Origin of the sequence: Marinobacterium sp. BA1 (assembly GCF_041155135.1) — a bacterium.
In the GTDB taxonomy this organism is placed as follows: Bacteria; Pseudomonadota; Gammaproteobacteria; order Pseudomonadales; family Balneatricaceae; genus Marinobacterium; species Marinobacterium iners.
On the sequence record NZ_BAAFHC010000001.1, the window covers coordinates 3442364 to 3468394 of the forward strand.

Below are 26031 nucleotides of genomic sequence, written 5' to 3' on the forward strand. Positions count from 1 at the left end.
AGTACGTCCATATGCTTAACGATGGCATTCACAACTTAGCCTCCGACCAAAGGTGTCAATTTAATGAACGATACTCGTGTTTGCGGTCGAATAGTGATGATATCGTCCAGGTGTTCCACCTGACTGTCGCCGATAAAGATGAAGAAGCCGTTGCTTTCGAATGCCTGCAGTGCAATCGCAATTTGCTTGTCAACATCTACGAGCGGGCGCTTTTTACCTGGCCCATTCAGCTGCCGCTCGAGTTCAGTGGGCTGCACCAGATCAAATTTGTCCGTCGAGGCGGATCGGTTATAACGGATGACCTCCTGCATTACCCGTTCAGTGATGACATCCCTGACCGAAACCTCAACACGGTCAAAACTCATCTGCCATTCATTGAAAATTGTTCCTAAGCCGTTTTCATCACGTATGTGCAATATGTTCTCGTGTAACACAAATATCTTCCTCCTGAAGATCCCAAAAGCCTACGGACTTGATTCCCTATTGAATCTGTCCACTTACGCTCATATTCTTTCCGCGAGCGTGTGACCATCTTATTAGGCATCCTTACTGCCTAATTTAGGCCAATAATGTACAGTTGGCGCATTGCTGCGCTTTCACTCCGGCACTCAGTTGTCGGGACAGCAGCCCTGCTAAGTCGATTAAAGCTCCCGCCATGAAAAGGCTCATTGCGTAAAGCGAAGTTCAATCTTGGCGATAGAGTGCGAGTTCTGCCTTGCATCCCCATTATCCGGGTCGTGCGTGACCTGTTCACCATAAAGCTGGAAGTCCACCATATCCTTGTCAGGATCTACGCTTATCAGTGAGAAGTTACTATCGGTGTAGCGTGCGAGCCGTTTGAATTGATAACCATCGTGTGTCACACCTGTATCAGGTACTACCTTACCTAATGCCCAACCCAAAGCACGTGATTGGTTGTAGGTGATGGCGCTGGATGTCAGTTGGTAAATGACTTTACCGGAGTCTGGGTCGGTTAGACGAAACGCTGCGGCTACGTGTACATCACCGCTGAGAATGCAGACCCGATGACCTTTTTTGGCCGCTTTGAACAGGTACTTCAGAAGGGTACGGTTTTCGACTCGATGTGCTTTGTGTTCCCAGCCGTCACGCAGGTCATCCGTAATGTTCGCTAAGTCGGGCAGAAAGCCTTCTCCCTGATCAACCAAAATATGGCTCAAATGAACCATGGGCACGGCACTGGCAACAAATATGAACGGCGTTGTTTCAACGTCGAGCCCTTCTATCCAGTTCTTGAATCGTTCCAGTTGGTCTTTACCCAGGATCTTGAGTGTTGAGCGATCAAAATCCCGCTGGCCACGTCCGTCCAGAACATACAATGCCCCTTTAGGGAACTCGATGTGATAATCATAGGCATCGGCAGGAAAAGCGGGTGATGCCTGCTGCATATTGGGGTTATGGCTGTGTTGGTATTCCCTGTACACATGCTTGGCGGCTTGTACCATCCGCTGAATAAGTTCAAACCGGTCCTGGTAGCTCAGGTTGCTGTCGTTTTGGTCTGGAAGGATCTCATCTATTTCGTCTCTCGGCATGCCTTCGGCAAACCGAAACGACCCCCAACCATCGGCAATTTCATGATCGTCCCAGATCATGTAGGTGGGGAAGCTGGAAAACACTTCTCTCAGGGCAGGAAACCCCCAGTAACCGCGATAGATATCTCGGTACCAGGTGATCATTTCATCTATGTCAGGTAGAAGCTGGTCGCCTTCACGGCGCATTACCTTCTTCAAAAAATTCCAGATACTGAGGGTTTCGACCCCATCGCTGTACACCTGGTCCCCGCCCGCCAACACAAACCGCAAGTCTTTTTCGTTGTGCCGTGAGAGCATTTCATGGAAGTAGTCCCACATCTGTTCGTTGACCACTTGGGTACGACCGAACAGGGTCTTTTTGTACGGCATATGGCAGGAGAAGAATCCGAAGGAAATCGGTCCTGCAACTTCAGCGAATGTTTTGAGCGTCAGGGGCCTTTGGTGCCCCAAGAGGGGCTGGTCTGTGTCTTCATTCCACAAAAGGTAACGGTAATGTGAGTCGGCTTTCAGGTTTTCAATATCGACAACAGCAGTAGTATCGGTTTCAGTTGAGCTCTCGAACGAGTAGAACTGCAGAGCATAATGATCTGCGGATCTTGCACGTAGCTCATCGAGTTGCGCCAGTGTTGGGTTGGGTTCAGCCAGCACGCTGTCAATCGCATCCGAGGGTATCTCTGATAGTGCAAATACCAGAACGACGAAGTGCCCGGGAGTATGTGTACGGAACCAGAGGCGTGAACTGTGTGGCGTGGTGTGGCCCACAATGGCCGCTACTTCAAGATAAGGATTGGGCCAAGGCCTCTCGGGCTTGTTCACGAACGAATTCTTCATGGTACTTCCCTGTTTTCTGTCCCTGAAATGGTAGAGTCCAGTCTGGACCAAGGACAGAAACTTGGCAAATACGGGTGATCAGAATGCTTCCATGAGGCATGTGATATAGAATACATTGAACAAGACGCTGAGAGTTGCCATTGAAAGGATACGAGACCCTCGGTGCAGGCCTGTTAATGATGGGTGGCTTTGTCGAGAGGAGGTAGCTGCTATCAATATTTTGATGCAGTATCTTCGCCAAAACGAGACAATGTAGGAGCAATGTTCCGTTATGCACTTTATTTTATTACTTGCTCTTGTTATATCGGCTTTTATGACACCAAATATGGCGAAGGCGGAAGATTTATCACCGGGGCCAAAGCAGCAAGGATTGCAAGAATATGAAGATCAGGTTTCCTATATAGTATCAGGTATTATCAGTTATTCCCGCTGGCCCGAAGGTACGCGCCCTTCAAAGGCCTGTATTGTCGGATCGACACGATACATAAAGGCTTTGCTTGCTCAGAATGACAGTAATAATACCTATACTTGGCAGTATTTTCAGGAAAATAACTATTCGGATTTGAAAGGTTGCGAAATTATTTATATAGGTTCGCTTAACGCTTCAGAGATGGATAGCCTTTTACTCAGGATTATTGGTAGGCCAGTGTTAAGTATTACTGAAGATGACCCCCATTGTGATGGTGGTAGTCTGATATGTTTGAGCCTCGTCGAAACAAGGAGCTCATTCCAGGTCAATTTGGATGCGGTGGCGCGTAGCGGTATTCGTATTCACCCTCAGGTATTAAAACTTGGAAGAGAGTTGTGAGGTTAGCCAGATGAGCGAGAATACTACCGTCAATTATGGAAAGGTAGTCACATTGCGACGTTTGATGCACAAGGCACAAATACGCAGTAATGTGGTGGGTATTATTACATCGGGCACCATTCTGACCATTTTAGGTTTGTATGCACTGGTTAACTTGGCTGACCACAATCAGAATCTTGTTAGTCGTGTTTTGTCCTACACCCTTGAAGCGGCTGTGGTTTTTAAGGATGAAGATGCCATACGCGAAGGGATTGATCTGGTTGCAGAAACCGAGAGGCTCTCTGGCGTCGTCGTGCTTGATGAACAAGGCCGGTCCTTGTACGAATGGGATACCGCTGGCGCAACAAAATGGGGACAAATCGAGAGACAGGTTTTGGGGTTCATACTGGATCAACCCCGGGTTGTACCTGTCCGCCATAACGGTAAACATGTTGGCGAGCTGAAGATATATACAGATGGTACAGTCTTCTTCATATTTCTGCTGTGCGGGGTTTTGGCTGTGTTCTTGAGCCTTCTCATCAGCACGGTTGGTGCCAATATAGAAGGTGGTCGTATACATACCTTTATCTGTAAGTCAGTCAAGGACTTGGCTAACATTGCCCGAAAAATTGCTCGTGAGCGGTCATTCGAGCTCCGAGCTCCTCTGAGCTCTATTTATGAAATCAGGGAGCTGGCGGAAGACTTGAACATATTGCTCGATGAGATTGAAATATGGGAAGGTCATTTACAAAAGGAGAACGCGAATTCAACTCCGAAGTGCGACACTCGCCTATGCAGCCTGAAGGTATTCTTGGAACACCATTTCTGGCTGCCTGAATCCGAGGCATTTACGCGGCCTCAGGTTTAACCTCTTCTCTGCCCACCGCACATCTTCATCCGTAATCAGCCTCAGATCCGTACCCTTCGGGATGAACTGCCGCAGCAGCCCGTTGAAGTTCTCGTTCAGTCCACGCTCCCATGAGGAGTACGGGTGTGCAAAGTAGAACTCCGCCCCCAGCGCTTCCGCTACGGCCTTGTGTTCGACGAACTCGCTGCCGTTGTCCGCCGTGATTGTATGCACATGGTCCGCATAGGGCATGAGCATATCGATGATCGCATCCCGCACGTCCGTAGCCCGCTTGGCGTCGACCCTGCGGACCAGATACAGGCGACTCTTGCGCTCCGCCAGCGTGACCAACGCACCGCTACCATGCTTGCCCAGAACGGTATCGACCTCCCAGTCACCAAAACGCTCTCGCGTGTCCACGATGGCCGGACGATCGTCGATCGAAATCGGCTCCGGGATGACCGCACGCTTGCTGTTGCTGCCCTTGCGGTACCGTTTGTGTCCTTGGCGCAATGTCTTGTAGAGCTTGCCGCCACGGGCCTTATCGGCAGCGACATGACGGTATATCCACTCATGGCTCACCGGCAGACCAATGAGCTTGCCGATACCGCTGATCTGTTCCGGACTCCAGTGCCAGGACAATGTCAGTTCCACATACATGACGGTCTGCTCCGGCACTCTGTATTTGCGTGCCATGACTCGACGTGCATGGCTTCTGGCATGCGCTTCCTCGGGCTCATACACCCCGTCATGACTGTTACGCTTCATCTCCCGGTAGACTGTGGAGCGATGAACTTCAACTACAGTAGCGATCGCTGCCGGCGAATATCCCTGCGTAAGGAGAGCCGATATCTGGTATCGTTTCCCCTCGGTCAACTGCTGATAACTCATGGTGATACTTACTTTGACTTTGGCGAGCTGAAGCGTACCACCTTCGGCAGTTGGCCACCTCTCGCCGTTCAACCATGAGTGTCGCACTTATTATCTGAATTCCCGAACACCTCTCTTAGCTATAAAGCTAACCATGACCCATTAACCGGGGTGTCTAACAGAGCATCTTTCGAAACCTTCCTGTCTCAGCAAGTTGATTCTTTTCTTGATGAAGGAAGGCAGTTTGCTCTGCTTTATATTGATGGCTATCGATTTAAGTCAATCAACGATACGTATGGGCATGCAGCGGGTGATGCTGTGCTGGTTGCTACGGCGAAACGGCTTGGCTCTCTGATTCGAGAGCAGGACAGGTTGGCTCGTCTTGGTGGTGATGAGTTTGCCATAGTGATACAGCCTTTACAGCATGGCCAGGACCTTGAAGCAATTGTGAAAAAAATGGTCGATAGCATGTCTCATCCCATTGCATTAGATAATGGGGAGCAGGTTCCTTTTGCACTTACGATAGGCGCAGTGGTATTCCCTCAGCATGGTGAAACGCCAAAAGATCTTATGCAGGCAGCGGATGAGGCTATGTATGCTGCCAAGAAAGATGGGAAAAATTACTATATTAGGGAATTTTTTAAAGGAGGAGAGGTGTGAGGGTATTAATTGTATTTCTGTGTATGCTGACGCTAACGGCATGTCAGCTTTTTCAATCAGGAAATTTAAACTCCGAGCAGGTTGCTGTGCTGCAAAAACATGGTTTTTATATGTCGGATGAAGGCTGGGAGTTTGGCATGGCTGCCAAAGTACTATTCGAATTTGATTCTGACAATATAGCACCTGCCAGCCAGCAGAAGCTGGCAAATATTACGCATGACTTTCTTGATGTGGGTATTAGCGGGCTTACTCTGGAGGGGCATACGGACGATTACGGAGACCCTGTATACAATGTTGAGTTGTCTGAGCGCCGTGCGAATGCTGTAGCTGAAGTCATGATTAATAACGGTATGCCAAGAGAAAATATTCAGGTGCGTGGCATCGGAGATGCCAAACCGATAGCTGACAACAGTACGTTGAGTGGGCGTATTGAAAACCGACGAGTGACCATCATAGTGGCCAACTAATATCACATCAAAAAGGGAGTAACCGAGGTCGGTATTCACTTGAAGCGCTCACAACTGATTGCACTGATCCTGATCCCCCTGCTGTCAGCTCTGCTGTTGCTCACACCGGTTGCAGAGCTGTTTACCGGTCAGCAGCAGCTGTCGGCTCTGCTGATCATGGCCGGTATGGTGCTGTTTGCCACCGGAGCACTGCCGGAGTTCGTCAGTGCTCTGTTGGTACTGGTGCTGGCCATGCTGCTGTCGCTGGCACCGGCGGAAGTCGTATTTTCGGGCCTGACTTCGACAGCCTGCTGGCTGATTTTTTCGGGTCTGGTGATCGGTATCGCGATAGCGGAAACCGGCCTGGCACGGCGCATCTCTGATCGCTTCACTCGTTACCTGGACAGCAGTTATGCACAGCTGATTACCGGCATCGTCTTCATGGGAGTGCTGCTGGGGTTTGTGATGCCCTCTTCAGTGGGGCGTGTGGTGCTTTTCATCCCGATTGCGTTGGCGATCGCTGAAAACTGTGGTTTTGCCAGAGGCAGCAAGGGCCATTACGGTGTGTTGCTGGCGGCGGCCTTTGGCTGTCACCTGCCCACCTTTGCAATTCTTCCGGCCAATATCCCGAACATGATCATGATCGGTTCAGCCGAGAGTATCCACGGATGGACGCCGATGTTCACCGAGTATCTGTTGCTGCATTTCCCGGTGCTGGGTCTGTTGAAGGCGGTGCTGTTGATTGGGGTGATTCTGCTGCTGTATCCGGATACCCCTCGGCGCGCAGCGCCGGTCAGCCGTAACGGAAGGTTCAGCTTCCGAGAAAGCCGGCTGATGTTGATTATGCTGACAACGCTCGGATTCTGGCTGACAGATTCCATACACCACATTTCGGCGGCCTGGATCGGGCTGGCGGCGGCTACCGTTCTGTTGCTGCCCGGCGTGGGAATGGTGTCGCCCAAGAGTTTCAATGACAAGGTGAATATCAGCTCGATTTTGGTTGTGGCCGGGCTGTTGGGCATTGCCAGCTTGATCAACTACAGCCAGATCAGCCAGGTGGTGGGGGTACGGGTGCTCGACTGGTTGCCGCTGGAGCCGGGCCGTGATGCAGTCAACTTTTTCTCCCTGTCGCTGGCGGCGATGCTGACCGGGGTGGTGGCCACCCTTGCGGGTGTGCCTGCTACCCTGACCCCGCTGGCGGGCCAGATCAGTCAGATGACGGGCTTCAGCCTGGAGGCGGTACTAATGACCCAGGTGTTTGGCTTTTCGACCATCGTGTTCACCTATCAATCTGTGCCACTGATGATGGCGATGCCGCTGGCGGGGATCTCAATCGGGCATGCCGCTCGGCTGTGTCTGATTCTGGCCGCGCTGACGGTGGTGGTTCTGCTGCCGCTGGACTATCTCTGGTGGCAGCTGCTGGGCTGGATCTAGCGTCGAAACAGCTGCGGATTGCGGGCGACGAAAGCGTCGATCCAGCGCTCAAGCAGCGATTTCTGGCCCGGGTTTTTGAGATATCGCCAGCCCAGTATCGAGATCACCAGTGCACCGACAGCATCCACGATCAGGTCCCACATGGTGTCGGTCAATCCGGAGAGGTCCCCCAGCATTGGCTTTTGCATATTCATGCCGAGCAGGGAGTCCATGGCAAACTCGAAAATCTCCCAGAGCGCACCCATGCCGAGGGCAAACATAAAAGCAAAAAAGGCGACAAAGCCGGGCTTCATATGGACATGGATGTCATCAATCTCATTCATGATGTGTACCAGCAAAAAGCCGACAATCCCCAGCAGAAAGCCGGAAAGCGTGTGCAGCGCCATATCCCACCACCAGAAGCGGGTGTAGTAATCACGAATCTCACCCAAAAACAGGGATGCAAACACAAAGCAGATTGCGGCCAGTTGCAGATCCGGTGGAATGTGAATTCTGAAACGGCGCTCAAATACCAGTGGCAGAAGTGTGATCAGAATGATCATGCCGCTGAGAAAGGCGGTAAACCAGCGCTGGCTCCAGATCGCCAGTACCGCCTCCAGCAACAGTATCAGTTGCAGCACCAGCGTGATTCTTTGGTGAGTGGTGCGAATCCTCATGGGGTGTCCCTGTACTCCCTTGTTGGGTCATTGGCTCAATGCTCGGATATACTCCCAGCATAACGCGTTTGTCTAGCCTTGGAGATAGCCCGTGTCACGATTGTATGTTTACGACCACTGCCCCTTTTGCATTCGCACCCTGATGGTGGCGCACTACCGACAGGTCAGCGATCTTGAGCAGGTGGTGTTGCTCAATGATGATGAGGCGAGCTGCCAGCGTCTGATCGGCAAGAAGATGGTGCCGATCTTTGAACATCAGGGTGTGGCCATAGGTGAGAGCATGGATATTGCCAAACTGCTGGATGAGCTGGGGAAGGGGCCCAAAACGCTGCGCCCATTGCAACTGGCTGAAGCGATCCAGCCTCGGCTGCAGCCGGTTCAGGCGCACAGCTGGGCGCTGACCTTTCCCCGAGTGACTCAAATCGGTATGAAAACCTTCGCAACTGAATCGGCGCGGGACTATTTCCGTCACAACAAGGAAGCGATGTTGGGGCACAGCTTTGAGCTGGCGCTGGCTGAAACCGAAGCGCATAAGGCTGTTATCGAGCGTGTGTTGGCGGAACTGCCGCCGTTAACGCTGCCGTCAGAGCAAGGCCACACCTTGAGCTGGAACGATGTTATGAATTTTCCGCCGTTGCAGTATTTCACGATGGTGAAAGGCCTGACGTTTCCGCCACGGCTGCAACAGTGGTTGCAGGAGGTCGCCGAGCTGGGTGGTGTAGAGCTGTATTTTGATCGTGCGATTTAAGGTGAAGCGAATGAACATTAAAGCTGTCTTGCTGGGTGTGGTGTTGAGTGTGTCGATACCGCCCGTTATGGCCGAGTCGGATCTGGACGCCGCCATTGAGTACCGCCAGGGTGTGTTCACGGCGATGGAATGGAATCTTGGGCCACTGGCCGCGATGGCGCAGGGGCGGGTGGCGTTTGATGCCGAAGAGTTCGCGCAGCGTTCTGAACGGCTGGTATTCCTCAGTCATCTCACGGGGGAAGGCTTCACGGATCCGGCGAGCGGTCGAAGCAGCCACGTGGAAACAAGAGCGTCATGGCAGATATGGGAAGCAAAATCGCGCTTCGACAACCTGATGAGTGAGATGCAGGTTCGCCTGATGACATTGAATGAAGCGGCTTCACAGGGGCAGGGGCGCGAACAACTGAGGCCGCTGCTGGGGCGCGTGGCACAAAGCTGCAAGGCCTGCCATGACAAGTTCAGGGACTGATCAGGCATAGCGCTTACTCATAAACAAAAGCCCCGCCGACTCTCGCCTGCGGGGCTTTTATTGCATACACGCTTGAAGCTGGTTCAGCCGGCCTGCTTGGCCTTCAGTTCCAGACGACGACGGTGCAGCACGGGCTCGGTGTAGCCGCTGGGCTGCTCACAACCCTTGAGCACCAGTTCGCAGGCAGCCTGGAACGCGATGCTGTCATCGAAGTTGGGCGCCATCGGCTGATACAGGGCATCACCGGCGTTCTGACGATCTACCACCGCTGCCATGCGCTGCAGGGTTTCCATTACCTGTTCTTCAGTGCAAATGCCGTGGTGTAGCCAGTTGGCAATGTGCTGGCTGGATATACGCAGAGTGGCACGGTCTTCCATCAGGCCCACATCATTGATGTCCGGCACCTTGGAACAGCCCACACCCTGATCGACCCAGCGTACCACGTAGCCGAGGATGCCCTGGGCATTGTTGTCCAGTTCCTGCTGGATCTCTTCGGCGCTCCAGTTGGGATTCTGCGCAACCGGAATGGTCAGAATGTCATCCAGGCTGGCGCGGGTACGGCTTTTCAGCTCCTGCTGGCGCGCAAACACGTCCACCTGGTGATAGTGCAGGGCATGCAAGGCAGCGGCCGTCGGGGACGGAACCCAGGCGGTGTTGGCACCGGCCAGCGGGTGACCGATCTTCTGTTCCAGCATGTTAGCCATCAGATCCGGCATCGCCCACATGCCCTTGCCGATCTGGGCACGACCACTGAGGCCACAGGCCAAGCCGGTGTCGACGTTCCAGTCTTCGTAAGCCTTGATCCAGGCCGCGCCTTTCATGTCGCCCTTGCGAATCATCGGGCCGGCTTCCATAGAAGTGTGGATCTCGTCACCGGTACGGTCGAGGAAGCCGGTGTTGATGAACACCACGCGTTCCTTGGCGGCACGGATACATTCTTTCAGGTTGACGGTGGTGCGGCGCTCCTCGTCCATGATGCCCATCTTCATGGTGAAGCGGGGCAGGCCAAGGGCGTCTTCCACACGGCTGAACAGTTCGTTGGCGAAGGCTACTTCTTCCGGGCCGTGCATTTTCGGCTTCACGATGTAGATGGAGCCGGTGGTGGCGTTGCGGAACGGGCCGTTGCCCTTGATATCGTGCAGTGAAATCAGGGTGGTGACCACGCCATCCATGATGCCTTCAGGGATCTCGTTGCCGTCGCGGTCGATGATGGCCGGGTTGGTCATCAGGTGGCCCACGTTGCGCACGAACATCAGGCTGCGGCCTTTCAACGCCAGGCTGCCGCCATTTGCAGCAGTGTACTCGCGATCCGGGTTCATGCGGCGAGTGAAGGTTTTGTCACCTTTCTGGATCTCTTCCGTCAGGGTGCCTTGCATCAGCCCCAGCCAGTTGCGATAGGCCAGTACCTTGTCTTCGGCATCCACGGCGGCAACCGAATCTTCGCAGTCCATGATGGTGGTCAGCGCCGCTTCCATCAGGATGTCCTTGACGCCGGCGGCATCGGACTTGCCGATCTGGCTGTCGCGGTCGATCTGGATTTCGAAATGCAGACCGTTGTGCTGGATCAGAATGGCGGTCGGGTTGCTGGCGCTGCCGTTGTAGCCGATCAGCTGGGCACTGTCCTTAAGACCGGTTTCACCACCATCACGCAGCACAACACACAGCTGGCCGTTCTGAATGCTGTAGCCGGCCGAATCCTTGTGCGATGCATCCTTGAGCGGGGCGCTCTGATCAAGGAAGTCACGACCGAAGGCGATTACCTTGGCGCCACGAGCCGGGTTGTAGCCCTGCCCCTTCTCGGCACCGTTCGCTTCCGATATGGCATCGGTGCCGTACAGTGCATCGTACAGGCTGCCCCATCGGGCGTTGGCCGCGTTCAGTGCGTAACGGGCGTTCATCACCGGTACGACCAGCTGGGGGCCGGCCATGGTAGCCATTTCCGGGTCCACGTTCTCGGTGGTGGCGGTGAAGTCTTCACCTTCGGGCAGCAAATACCCGATCTTCTGCAGGAAGGATTTGTAGGCATCAAAACTGAAGGCAGTGCCACGGTTGTCGCGGTGCCAGGCATCGATCTGTGCCTGCAAGGCGTCACGTTTGGCCAGCAGCTCACGGTTACGCGGTGCGAGGTCGTGCACGATGCTGTCGAAGCGGCTCCAGAACTGCTCCACCTCGACGCCGGTGCCCGGCAGTGCTTCAGTGTTGATGAAATCGTAAAGCTCTTTGGCGACCTGCAGGCCACCGACCTGTACCCGTTGGCTCATCTTCTTGCCCCAATTGATTGAATCATCTGCTCCGGTGCAGTCCGGCAGCAGCAGGAATAACTGTCCATCAAAGGATTGTGCATTGCGAAAATAGCGCAAAAAAACGCGCCTGTCCCGCGTTTGCGCCTAAAGTATGAAGAAGTGGCTCAATGGTGGGGTTTTAGTGAAAGATCGCGGGTTGTTGACAGTTTTTCGCGAATGTTTGGTTGTTTTTTTACAAGACGGTCAGTGTGTATTCCGGTATGTGTGCATCTGCACTGTACCGACCCCGGCTTGTCGTAAATTTAGAACAACCGGCCCGCAGGCTGGTTGATGCACTCGCTTCCGCTGCAGCTCAGGCAGTTTCGGGGCCTGGGGTCGGCTTGGCGCGGTGCAGGTGTACATCCAGCTGCGGGAACGCGATCTCGATGCCGTTTTCATTGAACGTTTTGTTGATTGCCTTGTTCAGCTCATCCGTAACCGGGATGCGATCGGACATAGTGCTGACAAATACGCGCAGATCGATCTGCAGGCTGCTGTCGGCGAACTCTCTGAAATAGGCATCGGGTTCTGGATCATCAAGTACGCGCGGGTTGTTGTGCGCGACTTCCAGCAGTAGTTTTTCGGCCAGCTCCGCGTCGCTGCCATAGGCGATACCGATCTTGATTACGACCCGAGTAATGGCATCGCTGAGTGACCAGTTGATCAGCTGATTGGTGATGAACGTCTTGTTGGGGATGATCACCTCCTTGCGGTCCCAGTCGGTGATGGTGGTAGCGCGTATTTGGATGCGTGACACGGTACCGGTGACATTGCCCAGCGTGACGGTATCACCGATCCGGACCGGCTTCTCAAACAGGATGATCAGGCCCGAGACAAAGTTGGCCACAATTTCCTGCAAACCAAAGCCCAGGCCCACACCCAGAGCGGCAATCAGCCATTGCAGCTTGCCCCATTCCAGCCCGAACTGGCTGATGGCAACCAGCACACCAACCAGAATCAGGGTGTATTTCAGCAGGGTGGTGATGGCGTAGCTGGTACCGGGTGTCAGATCGAGGTGGCGCAGGGCCAGCAGTTCCAGCAGCCCCGGCAGGTTCTGGGCCGCCATAATGCTGATCCATAACACCAGTAACCCCAGGATAAGATCACGCAGCGTGACATGGGTGAGTATCTGTTCCGCCCCCTGCTGAGAGAGGCTGCTCCAGAGCTGTACACTTTCCAGTACCTGCAGTGTCGGCAGGAAGTCGCCCAGTGTCAGCCACAGCATGATGCCCAGCAGCAGCAGGGTAAGGCTTTTCAGCAGTATCCGAGACTGATCGGAGATGGTCTGCAGATCAAGATAGTTTTCCTTTAGCGGTGCACTGTTGTCTTCGCTGTTTTCGCGTGCGGCCACGAGTTCGGCCCTGCGAGCGCGGGCGCGGCTAAACGCCAGACGGCGCTCGGCGATCAACAGCCAGCGCAGGCCGAGCTTGAACACCAGAAAGGCGCCCAGGACCTGCAGAATCACCACCAGCAGGATCAGCATGAAGAACAGTGCGGTGAGGATATAGCCCCAGACACCGAGCAGGAACATGGCGATGTTGAACAGAATCAACATCGCGATCCAAAGGTGGGCGCTCTGCCACCAGCGTCGGCCCTGTGTCATCTGATTCAACTCATGGCTGACACGCCAGATACCGCGCCAGAACAGAATCAGGGAAAGTGTCAGCAGCAGGAAGATCAGCCGCCCCAGACCGGTTTGCAGTTCGGGAGAGTTGTAGCTGTCGATCAGCAGCCACAGACTCAGTAACGGGGTGCCAAGCCAGAACAGCAGATGCAGCTGTCGTTTCAGGCGTTTGGCAAGCGCTTCGGGGGTTGCAAAATGACCGCAGAAAAGGCCATCAGGGACCCGCAGCCACTGCAGTACAGTGCCGTACAACAGCAGACTGGCAGCCCAGAGCAGCATCAGCTGTTGCAGCGCAAAGTGATCGGGGTGCGCTGGATTGAGGCTGTGTTCGCGTAACAGAATCAACAGCAGCGGCAAGGGGGCCGCAATCAAAGGAGCGAGCAGACACAGACGCAATGTGCGGGCAAAACGGTCATGCACTACGTTGCCCAGCTCGCGTACCCAGCGGGCGCGATTCTGGCGCTGATAGCGCTGCAGCCAGAATGCCAACAACAGGCTCATGACGAACATGATCACGCTCAACCCCAGTTGAGGAGTCTCATTCCATACCGCGGTTTGTGGCATGGGCTTCAGTTGCTGTGACAGAAGGCTGAAGCCGGAGACAACCTGCCCAGGCCAGGAGGCAGATATGGGAGTGACCACCGGCAGCCACAGCAACTGGCGTGCAATCAGGCCTCGAGCCTGTGAAATTCGCTCATTGAGCTGTTCCTGAACGGTTAGAAGTTGTGACAACTCACCGATCAGTTGTTGCCGGCGCTCCTGTATCCGGCTGAGCAGGTTTTCCTGACTGGCTTGCAGCTGCGTCAGCTGTTGCTGTTGTGCAGCGGACAGGGAAGCCTGTTCGGTGTTGGTCTGTGCATCCTGCTGTGCCCGCAAACGGTTGAAGTCGAGACTGCCAAGGCGTAAGGAGTTCAGCATCTGCCGTGTGGACAGCGTGTCGACCGGTCGTGACAGGGACTGGGTGAAACGGCGCAACTCATAGCTGGCGCTGTAACTGTCCAGCTCCAGCTGTTGCTGGACGGTTTTGAGACTTTGGCTGACCAGGTTCAACTCCTGCTCCAGCGCATTGCGGCTGCGGGTAGCGGCCGCACTGCGCTCGTTGAGTTGCCCCAGCTGCTCGGTCAGTTCGCGGTTGCGCTCGATCAACTCCCGTATCGGCCCGGGCTGCGTGGCTTCGGCACCTGCCTGAATCAGGTTGCTCAGGGTGTTTTGCAGTTCATCCTGTCGCTTCTGCTCCAACAGCTGCTGCATCTGCGTCAGCTGTTCGCTCTCGGAGGTCAGCTGCTGCTGCAAATGACGCAGTTCCAGCCGGGCGCGTTCGCTTTCACCCGGCAGTGCCAGCAACTCCAGCTCCAGTGCCTGTATCTGGCTGTTGTGGCGTTCCTGCAGTGCATTTTTCAGCTGCAGACGTGCATCGGTCAGCTGGCGGTCGCCGTCACCGGGAAAGTCAGGAATGCGAGGTGATGTCTGTTTCAAGTCTGCCAGCTGCTCACGCAGGGACACCAGCTTCTGCTCATTGAGCTCTGTCTGCTGCAACAGCTGGTCACGGCGCTGCTCCAGCTGCAGCAGAGCGGCCCGCTTAAGGGTCAAGCGTTGCTCAAGACTGACCGTATCGAGAGCCTGCAATGACTGCATGTCGATCGGTGTCAGGGGGCGTTCCAGTTGGCGTTGCTGTTCTTCCAGTGCGGCGGGTTGACGTTCGAGCTGTTGCTGCAGGGCTTCGGCACGTTGCTGATATTGCCGCTGATCCTTGATGGCGCTCAGGGTGCGCTGATAAAGATCGCGCAATGGGGGCTGGCCACTTTCATCCTGGCTGAGCTGCTCAATTTGTCTTTCCAGCTGCGTTACCAGTTCTGGCGTTGCTGCCGAAAGAGAGGTGGCCAGCCCCAGCAGAAGAAACACTATCGGCGTCAGCAGTATTGATCGGATCATCCAGGAAGTCCGCACAGGGTCTAGGAACAGGAAGGCACAATGCCTTTTCGAGCATTCTAGCGTGACTCAGTGAATTTTAGCTGACTGTGACACGGTTTGGTGTGGCAGGGAAGGTGGTTACGGTTAGACACGTCCCAAACGCAAAAGGCAGGCCGAGGAGGCCTGCCTTTCAAAACAGCACCGGAAAGATGATCAGAACAGGCGGCGGCAACGAATGGTGCCGTTGACCTGCTGCAGTTTTTCCAGTGCCAGTTTGGAGTAGTCAGCGTCTACATCGATCACCACGTAGCCAACCTTGTCGTTGGTCTGCAGATACTGGCCGGAGATGTTGATGCCGTTCTCGGAGAACACGGTGTTTATCTGGCTGAGCACCCCCGGGATGTTCTCGTGTACGTGCAGCAGGCGGTGCTTGTTCGGATGCTCCGGCAGTGCCACTTCCGGGAAGTTGACAGAGGTGATGGAAGAACCGTTGTCGCTGTACTTGATCAGCTTTTCGGCCACTTCATAACCGATGTTTTCCTGTGCTTCCATGGTGGAGCCGCCCACGTGCGGGGTCAGGATCACATTGTCGAACTCACGCAGCGGGCTGATGAACTCGTCATTGTTGGTGCGCGGCTCGACCGGGAATACGTCGATGGCGGCGCCCAGCAGTTTGCCAGCTTTCAGAGCTTCACACAGGGCATCAATATCGACCACGGTTCCGCGTGCAGCGTTGATGAAGATCGCATCCTGTTTGATCTGGTCAAACTGGGTGGCGCCCATCATGTTCTTGGTCGACGGCAGTTCAGGTACATGCAGGGTGACAATGTCACACATGCCCAGCAGTTCAGGCATTGAACTGACCTGTTTGGCGTTGCCCAGTGGCAGCTTGGTGACGACATCATAGAAGTAGACATCCATGCCGAGGCCTTCGGCCAGCACGCTCAGCTGGGAGCCGATACTGCCGTAGCCGACGATACCCAGCTTCTTGCCACGGATTTCATAGGAGTTGTTGGCGCTCTTGAGCCACACGCCGCGATGTGCCTTGGCGTTCTTTTCGGCCACGCCGCGCAGCAGGATGATCGCTTCGGCCAGTACGAGCTCGGCCACGGAGCGAGTGTTGGAGTAGGGCGCGTTGAATACCGCAATACCGCCTTCAGTGGCAGCCTGCAGGTCGACCTGGTTGGTACCGATGCAGAAGCAACCCACGGCAACCAGTTTTTCGGCCGCTTCGAATACCTTACGGGTCAGCTGGGTGCGGGAGCGGATGCCGACAAAATGGGCGTCGCGCACCTTCTCGATCAGCTCTTCTTCGGGCAGTGATCCGGTGTGGAATTCGATGTTGGTGTAGCCCTGCGCGTTCAGCGTGTCGATCGCGGACTGGTGCACGCCTTCCAGCAACAGAATCCGGATCTTGCTCTTATCCAGAGAAGTAGTTTTGCTCATCGTCTGTGACTCATGCTGCAGCTGGGCGGAAACTCGTCCAGCCAGGAAAATTAAAGCGGGGATTCTAGCACAAACCTGAACCGCTTGTGTGCCGAGACAGACCGTTGCGAGCGGGAAAAATATTCAGCCGTGCTTGAATGAAAATGCAGCAGGGAGCCGGGCAGGCCGGCTCCGGTGCGCTCAGCTGTAGTAGCAGAGGTAGGCGGTGGGGGTTTTGACCTGCAGATCGAAGGAGTCGCCGGCGGTGATGTTGAACTCGGTGCCGGCCGGGAATGAGGTCCACTCTTCGCTGCCCGGCAGGCGTACAATCAGCTCGCCGGCAGTGACGATCATGCGCTCGTTCTGGCTGGTGCCGAAGGTGTACTCACCTGCGGCCATCACACCGGATGTGGCAGGACCTTCGGGGGTTTCAAACGCGATGGAGACGACCTTGCCGTCGAAGTAGCTGTTGGTGCTGAGCATGTGCTCTCCTTAAAACAGAGGCCATGAGGCCGGGATAATGGGACAGCATGATAATCCTGACGGCAGCGGCTGTCATCAGCCGTTGCCGGCCTGCTCCAATACGAAATCGACAAAGGTGCGGTTGGCACGTGACAGCAGATGGCCCTTACGCCAGGCCAAAGACAGATCAAGCCAGACCGGCTGCTCAAAGGGCAGGGCGATCAGCTGTGGGTCGTCGGCTACTACCATCTCCAGCAGGGTGGTGATGCCAAAGCCGTGGCTGACGATCTGTTTGATCAATGGAATCAGGTTGGTTTCAAAACCGATATGGGGACTGACGCCGGCTTCGGCGCTGAGCCGGTCGATCACTTCACGGTGAAAGTATCCTTCCTTGAACAGGACCAGCTCTTCAGTGAAAAAGGCGTCATAGCTGATGTTGTTACGCGTGGCCAATGGGTGATCCGTCGGCATGATGGCCATCATCTGGGCCTGGAAGAAACTGTGGGTTTCCAGATCATCCGGCGGCGTATCCGCCACGATGACGCCCATATCGATCTCGCCGCGGTGAATCATGTGCTGCAACTGTCGCGTTCCGGCTTCGATCACTTCCAGCCGCAGTTGCGGGTAACGATGGCGAAAAGCCATCAAAATGGGCGGGAAGTAATAGGACCCCAACATACCGGGCACACCGACGCGCACTTCACCGCGTTCCAGCGCATGCAGCTCATGCATCTCGCGCTCGGCATCCCGTACCGCCTGCAGAATGGCTCGGGCATGACGCAGCAGCACCTGACCTTCATCGGTGAGGCTGACACGGCGTTCATTGCGATGAAACAGCTGCAGTTGCAGCGACTGTTCCAGCTTGCGAATCGCCATGCTGACGGCGGGTTGAGCGACATGCAGCTGCTCGGCAGCAGCACTGAAGCCGCCCAGCTCAGCCACGGTCATGAAATAACGTAGACTGCGGACATCCATATAAGAGATTCTTATGTATTGGATAATAACTATATATTTTATTGATCATATCCCGGCTGTTAGGGTGACACCAGTTTTTACCACCTGGAGTACTGCATGATCGAGTCCGGCAATCCCCTGTTCTGGCGTGCCACACTGGCGCTCTGTTTGGGGTCGTTCATGATTTTTGCCAATGTCTATGTGACCCAGCCGCTGCTGCCGATGCTGGCGCAGGCATTTCATGTGTCACCTTTGGCGGCAGGATGGACCTTTACCGTCACAACTTTGACGCTGGGGCTGTCCTTGCTGTTCTGGGGGCCGTTATCGGATGCTCTGGGACGTCGCTGGATCATGCTGTTGACCATGAGTGGTGCAACACTGCTGACACTGCTGCTGTCGTTTACCAAAGATTACACCAGCATGCTGGTGTTGCGTGCAGTGCAGGGGATACTGCTGGCAGGCCTGCCGGCTATCGCCATTGCATGGATGGGAGATGAGTTCAGCCGCAAGGCGATGTTGCTGGCAGTCGGGCTCTATATTGGTGGCAACAGTCTTGGCGGGATTAGCGGCCGCCTGATTGGTGGCTTTGTGGGTGACTGGCTGGGCTGGTCGGAGGCATTTCTGGTAATGACACTGCTGAGCATCATCTGTCTGCTGCTGTTTGCCCTGTTACTGCCACCGTCGCAACATTTTGAGCCGCGCCCGCTGCGGCCACGCCAGATGGCGGCTGATCTGGGCGGGCATCTGCGTAACCCACTGCTGTTGCTGGCGTACCTGATTGGTGGCTTCAACTTCTTCATCTTCGTGAATCAGTACAGCTATATCACCTTTGTACTGGCCGATGCGCCCTATAACCTGCCGGCAAGCCTTCTGGGTATGTTGTTTCTGACTTACCTGAGCGGCACGTTCGGCTCTTCCATATCGGGCAGGGCCGGGCAGCGCTGGTCGCAGCCGGTCTGTATGGCAGCGGGTACCCTGATCCTGATGCTGGGGTCGTTGCTGACACTGGTCGACTCCTTGTTGATGATCGTGCTGGGGTTGCTGGTCAATAGTTTCGGTTTTTTCTTTGCTCACTCCAGTGCCAGCAGCTGGGTGAGTCAGAATGCACAACGTGCCCGTGCCAGTGCTTCTTCTCTCTATCTGCTGTTTTACTACAGCGGCGCCAGTGCTGGTGGCTTTTACCTGAACCCGTTCTGGGAGTGGCTCGGCTGGCCAGGGGTTATTCTGGGCTCATGGCTGATCCTGTTGCTGACCTTCGGGCTCAGTATATGGTTGCGATCACTTAAGTCGGCGGTCGAGACAGGGCGTGATTCTGCTAAGATTGCGTTAGATGTCCAGCCGGAGCAGACGAAATGAGTTATCAACACCGCAACGCCGATGCCAGCCTGATTGAGTTACCCACAGGCAAGGTGGTGTGTGTCGGACGCAACTATGCCGACCATGCCAAAGAGCTGAACAACCCGGTGCCGACCGAGCCGATTCTGTTTATCAAACCGGTCACCTCGCTGGTACCGTTGGAAGAGCCCTTCGATATTCCTGCCGGTTTGGGCGCCGTGCATTTCGAGACTGAACTGGCGGTGCTGATTGGCGAAACCCTGACTCAGGCGGATGAACAGCGTGCCCAACGTGCCATTGCCGGTATTGGTGTAGGGCTGGATCTGACCCTGCGTGAAGTACAGGACCAGCTGAAACAGAAAGGGCATCCCTGGGAGAAATCAAAGGCATTTGATGGTGCCTGCCCGCTCTCCGCATTTCTGTCGCCGGCGACAGCCGGTGATCTGACCGATGTGCAGATCCGTTTAAGCGTCAACGGTGAGGTACGTCAGGATGGTAACAGCGCCCGGATGCTCACTCCTGTGCTGAAGCTGCTGAGCTACATCAGCCAATGGTTTACGCTGCAGCCAGGCGATGTGGTGCTGACCGGTACACCGGCAGGGGTTGAGCCGGTACGACCGGGCGACGAACTGCGGGTGGAACTGGTTGATCTTTTACGGGTCGATACCCGGGTCAACAATCACTGATACGTTCCGCACGGCGGCGCATGTTCAGATAGTGGCAGGATCAATCAAGGAGACATCATGCTCTGGTACAAAATGCTTCATATACTGGCAATGACCAGCTGGATGGCCGGTATTTTCTATCTGCCGCGTATTTTCGTGCACTATGTTGAGGGTCGAGAGGCCGGCCAGGATGTATCCCGGCTGGAGATCATGGCGCGCAAGCTCTATGGTTTCATGACGATCATGGCCGTGTTTACGCTGGGGTTGGGACTTTGGCTTTGGCTGGGATATGGCTGGAGCGGTGGCTGGTTACACGCGAAACTGCTGTTTGTCGGTTTTCTGATTGGCTACCACTTCTGGTGTCGTGCCTATCTGAAACAGATGCAGCGCGGTGAGCTTAAGCGCAGCGGGCGGTATTTCAGACTTTATAATGAACTGCCGCTGCTGATATTCATCCCGATTCTGATCTTCGTTGTGGTCAAGCCCTTCTGAATTAAACCCTTCCGGTGCTTTCCGCTTCTGCATGGGGGCGGAATCGCCCTCTGAACCAACTGAGAGCCGGTTGTTCGATCAGCCGATGGATCAATATGGCAACGCCAACGGCCGCGGACAAGGCCAGTATAATTCCCACCCAGCCGGGCAATCCTGCACGGTAGGCGGCAGAGATAATGCCGTAGCCGATGTTCTGGTGCACCAGATACAGGCTGTAGGACAGGCGTCCCAGCCAGAGCAGGGGAGCTCGACACAGCCAGTCCAGCCGCCCAATTACGGCCAGCATGAAAATGCCGTAGCTGGCAAATACAACCAGGTTGAATGGTGTCTTGTAGCTGAGCAGGCTGTGCCCTATCGCCAGTGCCAGCAGTGCCTGCTCAGCAAGGTTTGGGCGGCCATGACGGTACCAGCGGTAGATCAGCATGCCGCTGATGAACAGCGGAGCGTAGCGAGTGAACAGCAAATCCTTGAGGATGAACGCTAGGCTGTCAGGTATCTGTTTCCATGTCAGTACCGCTGCATAGCTGATCAGCACCCACCCCCATAACACTGGACGAATACGCTTCCAGTCACGCACTCCATAATGCAGCAGTGCGATCCAGACGTAAAAGGTGGCTTCGATCACAAGGCTCCAGTAGGCGCCGTCTACATGTTCAAGGCCCAGATACTCATGCAGCAGGGTGGTGTTGAGCAGGGCCGTGCCGAGGCCCACGGCTCTGTCTGCCGGCCCCAGCCAGTGAACGCTGGCAAAGGTAAGTGCTATGCCTGCCCAGAGTGCCGGCAACAGGCGAAAGGCCCTAGCCATGGCAAACAGATGTGGGGCCGGGGTGCGCTCCAGGGTCATGAATATGACAAAACCGCTGAGCATGAAGAACAGATGTACCCCGTAGCGACCGGCTTCAACCAGTGCCCAGGGGGTAAAGTCATGCTCATAGAGACGGTCATACCAGTAGATGTAGTGGAACAGCACCACGGCCAATGCAGCGAGTCCGCGCAGTGCATCCAGTGCGCTAAGGCGATCACTACCGGCTATTGCCCTGTTCATGCAAAGGGTCTCGGGAAGGGCATCGAGGCGGGTCAGTCTTTGGCTGAGGCACGCAGCCGTTCAAGTCGGCAGATACGGGCGTCCAGTCGGTCAGTGGCGGCGCGCAGGGCATCAACCTCGTCCTGTGCGATTTCGATCTCGACTCGTGTGGGCAGCAATCGGGCTTCTTCGTGCAGGTACTCTTCCAGGCTGTGCATGAAGCCTGAGCCCGTGCGCTGCAGCTGCTGACCGGTATTGCGCATCAATTGTGCCAGCGGATGTGCCGCCGTATCGCCGATCAGATTTCCAAGCCAGGCTTCCCAATCGATTTGGCTATCGGCCAGAATCTGCTGCAGTGTGTGTGCCAGGCCGCTGTCGCCCTCGATACGAACGCCCTGCCCGAACAGAACCGCATTGCCGGCCGAGGGCAGGCGCATCAGGTTAAGTGCCGAGCCGTGCAGAGTAACATCGGCTGCCGTGGCATTTTGCCCCAGCAGGTCGATGCCCTGTGCATGGGGCAGCAGGTAGAGCTGAAATTCGGGAGCGGTGCAATGAACGGCGATTTCGCGGCCAGACAGGGTTGCAAGTCGCTGCAGGGTGACCGGGTCCTGAGCCAGAATCCGGTTGAGACTTTCTTCTGCCAGTGTCAGCAGGGTTGCACCGATCATCCCCGTTACCATGCAGAGACCTCCGCTCAGGGTTTGATGCCGGTATGCAGCGCGACCACGCCGCCGGTCATGTTCTGGTAGCGACAGTTGACGAAGCCGGCCTGCTCCATCATCCCCTTGAGCGTTTCCTGATCTGGATGCTTGCGGATCGATTCGGCCAGGTAGCGGTAGCTGTCGGCATCACCTGCAACCACCTTGCCGATCTGCGGCAGGATGTTGAAGGAGTAAAAGTCATACAGTTTGGTAAAAGCCGGGTTATTGGTTTTGGAAAACTCCAGAATCATCAGCTTGCCGCCGGGTTTGAGGACCCGAAGCATGGAGGCGATCGCCGCATTCTGATCGGTCACGTTGCGCAGACCAAAGGCGATGGTGATGACATCAAAGGTGTTGTCATCAAACGGCAGGCATTCGGCGTTGGCCTGAACATATTCCACATTACCGCCCACGCCTGAATTCAGCAGCTTGTCGCGGCCCACCTTCAGCATGGAATCATTGATGTCGGCCAGTACAACCTTGCCCTCATGGCCGACCATGCGGGCAAACTTGCGCGTCAAATCACCGGTGCCGCCGGCAATGTCCAGCACCTTGTGACCCCGGCGCACACCGCTCTGATCGATCGTGATGCGTTTCCATAGACGATGAACACCGCCGGACATCAGGTCATTCATCAGGTCATATTTGCCTGCAACCGAGTGAAATACATCGGCCACGCGTTTTACCTTCTCTTCAACGGGTACATCCTGGTAGCCGAAGTGAGTGGTCTTGTTCTCTTTCTGCTCTGACATGCTGTTCTGTCCGACGTTTACTCTGATGGGATCATTCTACTCCGCGTATCGGCGTTTGTCGCACGCCGCTGGCTGCCACTTAACCGCGTGCGATCAGGCCGTTGTCGCGGGAGGCGCCGGCAGCCTTGAGCTGCTCCAGATAGCGCTGCCAGTAGTCAGCCTGATTATGGGCCAGATCATGCAGATATTCCCAGGTGTACAGCCCGGAGTCATGACCGTCATCAAACGTGATTTTCAGTGCATAGTTGCCAGCGGGCTCAACACCTTTGATACCCACATGCTTTTTGCCGGTCTGCAGTACGCCGTTGCCGATACCGTGGCCTCGCACTTCGGCAGAGGGTGAGTGTACCCGCAAAAACTCGGCCGTGAGTTCAAAAGTACCATCGGCATAGACCAGCTCCAGGGTGCGTGACTTCAGGTGCAGGCGGATATCGGAGGGGAGGGGAACCTGTACGATCATGGTGGGGCTCCGGCAGACCGGGGCTCAGCAGCCCCGGTCGTGTCATTACAGATGGTTGTCAAAGGATATAGTGACTCAGGTCCTCATCCTGGCTGAGTTCACCAAGCTGCTCATCCACATACGCGGCATCGATCAGAACGGTTTCACCCGACTTGTCGGAGGCCATGTAGGACAGCTCATCCAGCAGTCGTTCCATCATGGTGTGCAGACGACGCGCACCGATATTCTCGGTTTTCTCGTTGACCTGGAACGCCAGCTCCGCAATGCGGGCGATACCGTCATCGCTGAAATCGACACTGACCCCTTCTGTGGCCAGCAGCGCCTTGTACTGCTCGGTCAATGAGGCCTTGGGTTCGGTGAGAATGCGACGGAAGTCTTCGGGTGTCAGAGCATTCAGCTCGACGCGAATCGGCAGGCGGCCCTGCAGCTCGGGGATCAGATCGGACGGGCGTGCCAGATGGAAGGCACCGGAGGCGATAAACAGAATATGGTCGGTTTTCACCATGCCGTATTTGGTGCTGACGGTGCAGCCCTCGATCAGCGGCAACAGGTCGCGCTGTACCCCTTCGCGTGAGACGTCACCACTGCCGTTGTCGGAGCGCTTGCATACCTTGTCGATCTCGTCGAGGAACACGATACCGTTCTGCTCCACCATTTCGACCGCTTTCTGCTTGGTCTCTTCTTCCTTGACCAGTGCCGCGGCTTCCTCGTCGGTGAGCAGTTTGAACGCTTCCTTGACCTTCAGGCGGCGGTTTTTTTTGCGCTCCTGCCCCAGGTTGGAAAACATGTTCTGAAGCTGGCTGGTCATCTCTTCCATGCCCGGAGGTGCCATGATCTCGACGCCCACCTGCGGCTGAGCCACTTCGACATCGATCTCTTTGTCATCCAACTGGCCTTCACGCAGTTTCTTGCGGAATACCTGGCGAGTGGCGCTGTCGGTCTTGCTCGGCTGCGGTTCGTCACCGAAACCGGTCGGGCGGGCTGGCGGCAGCAGGGCGTCCAGAATGCGTTCTTCAGCGGCTTCCTCAGCACGAAAGCGCACCTGTTCCATCGCCTGCTCGCGCACCATCTTGACGGCCATCTCGGTCAGGTCACGCACAATGGTTTCCACGTCACGGCCCACGTAGCCCACTTCGGTGAACTTGGTGGCTTCGACCTTGATGAACGGAGCGTTTGCCAGTTTGGCCAGGCGGCGGGCTATTTCAGTCTTGCCCACGCCAGTGGGACCGATCATCAGGATATTTTTTGGCGTTACTTCCGGTCGCAGATCTTCATTCAGCTGCATGCGGCGCCAGCGGTTGCGCAACGCGATGGCGACAGAGCGCTTGGCATCGTCCTGACCGATGATGTGGCGGTTAAGCTCATGCACGATCTCGCGCGGGGTCATGTTGGACATATTCACTTCTCCTCGCGGCTGTTGGCCAGGGTTTCGATGGTCAGGTTGTCATTGGTAAAGACACAGATGCCGGCTGCAATATGCAGACTTTTTTCCACGATTTCACGGGCACTCAAATCGGTGTTGTCCACCAGTGCACGGGCGGCAGCGAGGGCATAGTTGCCGCCGGAGCCGATGGCGATGACGCCGTCTTCCGGTTCGATCACGTCACCGTTGCCGGAGATCAGGTAGGTTTTTTCGTGATTGGCCACCAGCATCAGAGCTTCTAGCCTACGCAGAACCCGGTCGGAGCGCCATTCGCGCGCCAGATGAATTACGGCGTTGACAATATTGCCCTGGTGTTTGTCCAGTTGCTGCTCAAAAAGGTCGCGCAGGGTGATGGCATCGGCAGTGCCCCCGGCAAAGCCGGTGATGACCTTGTGCTTGGCCAGCATGTTGACCTTGCGTGCAGTGCCTTTCATGACGGTATTGCCAAGTGAGACCTGACCGTCACCGCCGACCACAACCTGATCGCCACGGCGTACTGATACTATCGTTGTCATAACAGAAAAAATCCTTCAGCCCGATAATTGAAAGAGATATGGATGCATGCGGGCGGATTTCAAGGGGGAAGCCCGGATCAGTCGATCCGGACTTCCATGGGGATGATGCTCAGCTTGCCAAGTCGGTTGCTGGCCTGGTTCATGGCGGTACGGTTATCAAACGGCCCGATGCGTACTCGATACCAGGTACCGTTGCTGCCTTCGCTGCGGTCAGTACGTACACCCGGCAGGCCTTCAAGGATCAGCCGTGCCCGCATTCTTTCGGCATCGGCCGGGTCGCGAAAGGATCCTGCCTGCAGCAGATAGCGGTGCTCCATAACGGCGTCCTTGGGCGTTGACTTGTAGGCCTCGACCTTGGGTGCCACTATTTCTGCCTTGGGCAGCTTCTCGTAAAACTCGAAGCGGCTTTCCTTCGGCTCGACCACCGGCACCGGCTCGGATTTGACTGCCGGTTTGGCAGGTACTGGCTGAACCGCTTTGGCGGCCGGTTCTGTTGCCGGTGCGGCAGCGTCCGGAGGCGTATTCAGCAGGAAGTACAGCAGATAAGCCAGCCCGGCTACCACCGCCAGAGTGACCAGCGTCAGGCCCAAGGGCAGGCGCCGGGGTGGTGGCGGAGGAGGTGCACGCCGCGGTGCTGGCTGGCGTGCCGGCTTGCGACTGGCGCTGCTGCCGCTGCGACGCTTTTGGCCGTAGTCCTGTTTCGCCATG

General features: G+C 55.7%; 26 protein-coding genes. 10 read left to right on the top strand and 16 right to left on the bottom strand.

The window, feature by feature from the left end; all coding sequences use genetic code 11:
* Nucleotides 1–35 precede the first annotated feature (35 nt).
* Together ACAM29_RS16740 and ACAM29_RS16745 are read right to left on the bottom strand one after the other, a co-directional pair.
* Complete coding sequence (locus tag ACAM29_RS16740; protein WP_139253921.1) at nucleotides 36–416, bottom strand: hypothetical protein; 381 nt, start codon at nucleotides 414–416, stop codon at nucleotides 36–38.
* A gap of 249 nt (nucleotides 417–665) precedes the next feature.
* Nucleotides 666–2381 carry an alkaline phosphatase D family protein gene (locus ACAM29_RS16745; RefSeq protein WP_369624802.1) on the bottom strand — a complete coding sequence of 572 codons (1716 nt, stop codon included), beginning with the start codon at nucleotides 2379–2381 and terminating at the stop codon, nucleotides 666–668.
* Between the two features lie 271 nt (nucleotides 2382–2652).
* Here ACAM29_RS16745 and ACAM29_RS16750 point away from each other — a divergent pair, with 271 nt between their 5' ends.
* Together ACAM29_RS16750 and ACAM29_RS16755 are read left to right on the top strand one after the other, a co-directional pair.
* Entirely contained in the window at nucleotides 2653–3189 is a 537-nt protein-coding gene (locus ACAM29_RS16750) for a YfiR family protein (RefSeq protein WP_369624803.1), read from the top strand.
* 10 nt (nucleotides 3190–3199) lie between these two features.
* Nucleotides 3200–4036, top strand: a complete 837-nt coding sequence (locus ACAM29_RS16755) for a CHASE sensor domain-containing protein (RefSeq protein WP_369624804.1) — start codon at nucleotides 3200–3202, stop codon at nucleotides 4034–4036.
* On the opposite strand, the gene ACAM29_RS16760 is transcribed toward ACAM29_RS16755, so the two are convergent.
* The gene (locus ACAM29_RS16760; RefSeq protein ID WP_369622921.1) at nucleotides 3959–4906 is read right to left on the bottom strand and encodes an IS30 family transposase; all 948 of its coding nucleotides are present in this window, start codon (nucleotides 4904–4906) and stop codon (nucleotides 3959–3961) included. The two genes, ACAM29_RS16755 and ACAM29_RS16760, sit on opposite strands and share 78 nt — an antisense overlap.
* Before the next feature lie 78 nt (nucleotides 4907–4984).
* Between ACAM29_RS16760 and ACAM29_RS16765 the strand changes: the two genes are divergently transcribed.
* From ACAM29_RS16765 to ACAM29_RS16775, 3 genes are read left to right on the top strand one after another with little or no spacing between them, the layout of a single operon-like run.
* Nucleotides 4985–5545, top strand: coding sequence for a GGDEF domain-containing protein (locus ACAM29_RS16765; RefSeq protein WP_369624805.1), 561 nt, complete (start codon nucleotides 4985–4987; stop codon nucleotides 5543–5545).
* Nucleotides 5542–6012 carry an OmpA family protein gene (locus tag ACAM29_RS16770; protein WP_217633017.1) on the top strand — a complete coding sequence of 157 codons (471 nt, stop codon included), beginning with the start codon at nucleotides 5542–5544 and terminating at the stop codon, nucleotides 6010–6012. Before ACAM29_RS16765 ends, ACAM29_RS16770 begins: the two co-directional genes overlap by 4 nt.
* A 39-nt stretch (nucleotides 6013–6051) precedes the next feature.
* Nucleotides 6052–7425 (top strand): SLC13 family permease, encoded by a 1374-nt coding sequence (locus tag ACAM29_RS16775; protein ID WP_369624806.1) that lies wholly within the window; start codon nucleotides 6052–6054, stop codon nucleotides 7423–7425.
* Here ACAM29_RS16775 and ACAM29_RS16780 read toward each other — a convergent pair.
* A complete protein-coding gene (locus ACAM29_RS16780) occupies nucleotides 7422–8081 on the bottom strand; it encodes a hypothetical protein (RefSeq protein WP_369624807.1) in 660 nt (219 codons plus the stop codon). The two genes, ACAM29_RS16775 and ACAM29_RS16780, sit on opposite strands and share 4 nt — an antisense overlap.
* A 91-nt stretch (nucleotides 8082–8172) precedes the next feature.
* Between ACAM29_RS16780 and grxB the strand changes: the two genes are divergently transcribed.
* Entirely contained in the window at nucleotides 8173–8829 is a 657-nt protein-coding gene (gene grxB / locus ACAM29_RS16785; RefSeq protein ID WP_369624808.1) for a glutaredoxin 2, read from the top strand.
* Nucleotides 8830–8839: 10 nt separating this feature from the next.
* A complete protein-coding gene (locus ACAM29_RS16790; protein WP_369624809.1) occupies nucleotides 8840–9298 on the top strand; it encodes a cytochrome c in 459 nt (152 codons plus the stop codon).
* An 83-nt stretch (nucleotides 9299–9381) separates the two neighbouring features.
* Here ACAM29_RS16790 and ACAM29_RS16795 read toward each other — a convergent pair whose 3' ends face one another.
* The 5 genes from ACAM29_RS16795 to ACAM29_RS16815 all read right to left on the bottom strand — a co-directional run bounded on the left by ACAM29_RS16795 (nucleotide 9382) and on the right by ACAM29_RS16815 (nucleotide 17977).
* The gene (locus ACAM29_RS16795; RefSeq protein ID WP_369625152.1) at nucleotides 9382–11559 is read right to left on the bottom strand and encodes a malate synthase G; all 2178 of its coding nucleotides are present in this window, start codon (nucleotides 11557–11559) and stop codon (nucleotides 9382–9384) included.
* 334 nt (nucleotides 11560–11893) lie between these two features.
* Nucleotides 11894–15136: a mechanosensitive ion channel domain-containing protein gene (locus ACAM29_RS16800; RefSeq protein ID WP_369624810.1), complete on the bottom strand. Its 3243-nt coding sequence runs from the start codon at nucleotides 15134–15136 to the stop codon at nucleotides 11894–11896.
* A 192-nt stretch (nucleotides 15137–15328) separates the two neighbouring features.
* Nucleotides 15329–16561, bottom strand: coding sequence for a phosphoglycerate dehydrogenase (gene serA, locus ACAM29_RS16805; RefSeq protein ID WP_354408323.1), 1233 nt, complete (start codon nucleotides 16559–16561; stop codon nucleotides 15329–15331).
* 180 nt (nucleotides 16562–16741) lie between these two features.
* Nucleotides 16742–17023 (bottom strand): pyrimidine/purine nucleoside phosphorylase, encoded by a 282-nt coding sequence (locus ACAM29_RS16810; RefSeq protein WP_369624811.1) that lies wholly within the window; start codon nucleotides 17021–17023, stop codon nucleotides 16742–16744.
* A 75-nt stretch (nucleotides 17024–17098) separates the two neighbouring features.
* Nucleotides 17099–17977, bottom strand: a complete 879-nt coding sequence (locus ACAM29_RS16815) for a LysR family transcriptional regulator (RefSeq protein WP_369624812.1) — start codon at nucleotides 17975–17977, stop codon at nucleotides 17099–17101.
* A gap of 96 nt (nucleotides 17978–18073) precedes the next feature.
* On the opposite strand from ACAM29_RS16815, the gene ACAM29_RS16820 reads away from it, so the two are divergent.
* The 3 genes from ACAM29_RS16820 to ACAM29_RS16830 are packed head-to-tail and all read left to right on the top strand — an operon-like array spanning nucleotide 18074 to nucleotide 20448.
* On the top strand, nucleotides 18074–19312 hold the full coding sequence (locus ACAM29_RS16820; protein WP_369624813.1) for an MFS transporter: 1239 nt from the start codon (nucleotides 18074–18076) through the stop codon (nucleotides 19310–19312).
* Nucleotides 19309–19977, top strand: coding sequence for a fumarylacetoacetate hydrolase family protein (locus ACAM29_RS16825; protein WP_369624814.1), 669 nt, complete (start codon nucleotides 19309–19311; stop codon nucleotides 19975–19977). Before ACAM29_RS16820 ends, ACAM29_RS16825 begins: the two co-directional genes overlap by 4 nt.
* A 57-nt stretch (nucleotides 19978–20034) precedes the next feature.
* Complete coding sequence (locus tag ACAM29_RS16830) at nucleotides 20035–20448, top strand: CopD family protein (RefSeq protein WP_091827221.1); 414 nt, start codon at nucleotides 20035–20037, stop codon at nucleotides 20446–20448.
* A gap of 1 nt (nucleotide 20449) precedes the next feature.
* Here the strand turns inward: ACAM29_RS16830 and ACAM29_RS16835 are convergent, their stop codons facing one another.
* The 7 genes from ACAM29_RS16835 to ACAM29_RS16865 form a co-directional block, all read right to left on the bottom strand.
* The gene (locus tag ACAM29_RS16835; protein WP_369624815.1) at nucleotides 20450–21493 is read right to left on the bottom strand and encodes an acyltransferase family protein; all 1044 of its coding nucleotides are present in this window, start codon (nucleotides 21491–21493) and stop codon (nucleotides 20450–20452) included.
* Nucleotides 21494–21525: 32 nt separating this feature from the next.
* Nucleotides 21526–22152 carry an SCP2 domain-containing protein gene (locus ACAM29_RS16840; RefSeq protein WP_369624816.1) on the bottom strand — a complete coding sequence of 209 codons (627 nt, stop codon included), beginning with the start codon at nucleotides 22150–22152 and terminating at the stop codon, nucleotides 21526–21528.
* Between the two features lie 14 nt (nucleotides 22153–22166).
* Nucleotides 22167–22925 (bottom strand): bifunctional demethylmenaquinone methyltransferase/2-methoxy-6-polyprenyl-1,4-benzoquinol methylase UbiE, encoded by a 759-nt coding sequence (gene ubiE / locus ACAM29_RS16845; protein ID WP_091827224.1) that lies wholly within the window; start codon nucleotides 22923–22925, stop codon nucleotides 22167–22169.
* A 79-nt stretch (nucleotides 22926–23004) separates the two neighbouring features.
* Nucleotides 23005–23385 carry a DUF971 domain-containing protein gene (locus ACAM29_RS16850; protein WP_354408342.1) on the bottom strand — a complete coding sequence of 127 codons (381 nt, stop codon included), beginning with the start codon at nucleotides 23383–23385 and terminating at the stop codon, nucleotides 23005–23007.
* A 58-nt stretch (nucleotides 23386–23443) separates the two neighbouring features.
* Entirely contained in the window at nucleotides 23444–24781 is a 1338-nt protein-coding gene (hslU, locus tag ACAM29_RS16855) for an ATP-dependent protease ATPase subunit HslU (RefSeq protein ID WP_369624817.1), read from the bottom strand.
* A 2-nt stretch (nucleotides 24782–24783) separates the two neighbouring features.
* Entirely contained in the window at nucleotides 24784–25323 is a 540-nt protein-coding gene (gene hslV, locus ACAM29_RS16860) for an ATP-dependent protease subunit HslV (RefSeq protein ID WP_091827227.1), read from the bottom strand.
* A 77-nt stretch (nucleotides 25324–25400) separates the two neighbouring features.
* Nucleotides 25401–26030, bottom strand: coding sequence for an SPOR domain-containing protein (locus ACAM29_RS16865; protein WP_091827228.1), 630 nt, complete (start codon nucleotides 26028–26030; stop codon nucleotides 25401–25403).
* Nucleotide 26031: the final 1 nt, after the last annotated feature.

Excerpts from the sequence above, each read along its gene's own strand:
- ACAM29_RS16835 (WP_369624815.1), bottom strand. The coding sequence starts at position 21,493 with ATGAACAGGGCAATAGCCGGTAGTGATCGCCTTAGCGCACTGGATGCA.
- ACAM29_RS16795 (WP_369625152.1), bottom strand. The coding sequence starts at position 11,559 with ATGAGCCAACGGGTACAGGTCGGTGGCCTGCAGGTCGCCAAAGAGCTT.
- ACAM29_RS16815 (WP_369624812.1), bottom strand. The coding sequence starts at position 17,977 with ATGGATGTCCGCAGTCTACGTTATTTCATGACCGTGGCTGAGCTGGGC.
- hslU (WP_369624817.1), bottom strand. The coding sequence starts at position 24,781 with ATGTCCAACATGACCCCGCGCGAGATCGTGCATGAGCTTAACCGCCAC.
- ACAM29_RS16780 (WP_369624807.1), bottom strand. The coding sequence starts at position 8,081 with ATGAGGATTCGCACCACTCACCAAAGAATCACGCTGGTGCTGCAACTG.
- ACAM29_RS16825 (WP_369624814.1), top strand. The coding sequence starts at position 19,309 with ATGAGTTATCAACACCGCAACGCCGATGCCAGCCTGATTGAGTTACCC.
- ACAM29_RS16755 (WP_369624804.1), top strand. The coding sequence starts at position 3,200 with ATGAGCGAGAATACTACCGTCAATTATGGAAAGGTAGTCACATTGCGA.
- ACAM29_RS16760 (WP_369622921.1), bottom strand. The coding sequence starts at position 4,906 with ATGAGTTATCAGCAGTTGACCGAGGGGAAACGATACCAGATATCGGCT.
- hslV (WP_091827227.1), bottom strand. The coding sequence starts at position 25,323 with ATGACAACGATAGTATCAGTACGCCGTGGCGATCAGGTTGTGGTCGGC.
- ACAM29_RS16750 (WP_369624803.1), top strand. The coding sequence starts at position 2,653 with ATGCACTTTATTTTATTACTTGCTCTTGTTATATCGGCTTTTATGACA.
- ACAM29_RS16830 (WP_091827221.1), top strand. The coding sequence starts at position 20,035 with ATGCTCTGGTACAAAATGCTTCATATACTGGCAATGACCAGCTGGATG.
- ACAM29_RS16810 (WP_369624811.1), bottom strand. The coding sequence starts at position 17,023 with ATGCTCAGCACCAACAGCTACTTCGACGGCAAGGTCGTCTCCATCGCG.
- ACAM29_RS16745 (WP_369624802.1), bottom strand. The coding sequence starts at position 2,381 with ATGAAGAATTCGTTCGTGAACAAGCCCGAGAGGCCTTGGCCCAATCCT.
- ubiE (WP_091827224.1), bottom strand. The coding sequence starts at position 22,925 with ATGTCAGAGCAGAAAGAGAACAAGACCACTCACTTCGGCTACCAGGAT.
- ACAM29_RS16800 (WP_369624810.1), bottom strand. The coding sequence starts at position 15,136 with ATGATCCGATCAATACTGCTGACGCCGATAGTGTTTCTTCTGCTGGGG.
- ACAM29_RS16865 (WP_091827228.1), bottom strand. The coding sequence starts at position 26,030 with ATGGCGAAACAGGACTACGGCCAAAAGCGTCGCAGCGGCAGCAGCGCC.
- ACAM29_RS16840 (WP_369624816.1), bottom strand. The coding sequence starts at position 22,152 with ATGGTAACGGGGATGATCGGTGCAACCCTGCTGACACTGGCAGAAGAA.
- ACAM29_RS16820 (WP_369624813.1), top strand. The coding sequence starts at position 18,074 with ATGATCGAGTCCGGCAATCCCCTGTTCTGGCGTGCCACACTGGCGCTC.
- ACAM29_RS16850 (WP_354408342.1), bottom strand. The coding sequence starts at position 23,385 with ATGATCGTACAGGTTCCCCTCCCCTCCGATATCCGCCTGCACCTGAAG.
- serA (WP_354408323.1), bottom strand. The coding sequence starts at position 16,561 with ATGAGCAAAACTACTTCTCTGGATAAGAGCAAGATCCGGATTCTGTTG.
- ACAM29_RS16790 (WP_369624809.1), top strand. The coding sequence starts at position 8,840 with ATGAACATTAAAGCTGTCTTGCTGGGTGTGGTGTTGAGTGTGTCGATA.